Source organism: Shewanella sp. 11B5 (assembly GCF_002836795.1).
Taxonomy (GTDB): domain Bacteria; phylum Pseudomonadota; class Gammaproteobacteria; order Enterobacterales; family Shewanellaceae; genus Shewanella; species Shewanella frigidimarina.
Map to the genome: position 1 here is coordinate 1 of NZ_PJAP01000080.1, position 1,354 is coordinate 1,354.

1 protein-coding gene is annotated in these 1,354 nt (G+C 36.5%); it reads left to right on the forward strand.

Features of this window, described 5'->3' with window-relative positions:
- Nucleotides 1–468: 468 nt before the first annotated feature.
- Nucleotides 469–1,137 (forward strand): flagellar brake protein, encoded by a 669-nt coding sequence (locus CXF78_RS00660; RefSeq protein WP_102035699.1) that lies wholly within the window; start codon nt 469–471, stop codon nt 1,135–1,137.
- Nucleotides 1,138–1,354: the final 217 nt, after the last annotated feature.

Below are 1,354 nucleotides of genomic sequence, written 5' to 3' on the forward strand. Positions count from 1 at the left end.
GAAAAATATTTAGAGGCAGTATCAAAATAGGTTATTCATTTTTATAACAGTAGGTTAGCATTATACTTTAATGCTAAAGATATGAGCCTGATGCCTTGTTGATATACAATAGTCAGTATTAATTATCGCTGTTTGGTATAAGTAACCGATACTCGGAATGACAAACGCCTCTCAAATAACCCTTCGTGTTGTTACCTGCGTTGTATGGACTTACCGTAGATTAACGATTGATGTGCCAATATGTGATGTTAATAAAACACATGCCAAATTTGCAATTGCAGTCTCGAAATAAGCTGGCCGCTAATTATTTTTGCATCGATTACTCAGGGTTGAGGTTAGGTAGGATTAGCACTACGCTAGTGACTACTAAACTAAACCTGATATGTTAATGTTATTAAGTGTTATTGGAGTCGATAGATTGATAGAAATGAGGTCCATTATGGTGAGTAACACGATGGTAAATAACTAATGACAACGCCAGTAAGTGCTTCGTTGTATGCTGATCTTCGCCTAATTGACATTGGTATGGAATTGTTCGTTGAAATTCATTTTGCCAATGGTAAAACAGTGCAGTCACGTTCGAGCTTAATTGGTTATCAGGTTGGGCGGTTTATCTTGATTGAGTATCCCAATAAAGGTTTTTCTGAGGCTTATCAGCATATGCTAGTGAACGCTGAAATTGTGGTAAGGGCGATGACGAATAGCGGTTTTAAAGACATTGTTGCTTTTAAATCGACCATATTCTCTGTGGTTAATCAACCTATTAGAATGCTGTGCATTAGCGTGCCTAAAACTATCATCAAGAAAAAAGTCAGAGATCAGTTGCGGGTTAATATCGAGCAAGATGTGTTTATTATGCACAATGACAATAAAATCAGTGCAAAAATGCTCGACTTTTCTTCTACTGGCTGTTTGCTTACGGTAGACGCCAAAACGGTGAATATTGAACAAGGCGAAGAGATACATGTGGCTATCTCGATTAACACTGATCTTTCAGGGATTTTAACGGGTAGCATGGTTAAAGTTCAAAACATTGAAGGTGTATTGAATATTGGGGTGAAGTTTTCAGATGAGCATCCACAATTAAAAGATAATATTTTCAGTTACTTTTTAGTGAGTTCAACTAAAAAGCCGTGACCAAAAGAGAATCCTAGTAGTTGTTTTTGATTGTGACTCATTGTGCGAAAAAAAGATAAAAAAATGCGCATCAAAAGATACGCGAAAATTCACAAGCAAACTCGGTATTCCAGCTTTTATTATTAGACTATAGGCTGGCTAAAGGTCTGCTTACCTTTAGCCAGCTTTAAGCGTTATTATGGCTAGCTGTTAGTCTAAATAGTTTAAAATGCCTAAT

Bases quoted from the DNA above. Each gene is read 5' to 3' on its own strand.
- CXF78_RS00660 (WP_102035699.1), top strand. From the start codon at position 469: ATGACAACGCCAGTAAGTGCTTCGTTGTATGCTGATCTTCGCCTAATT.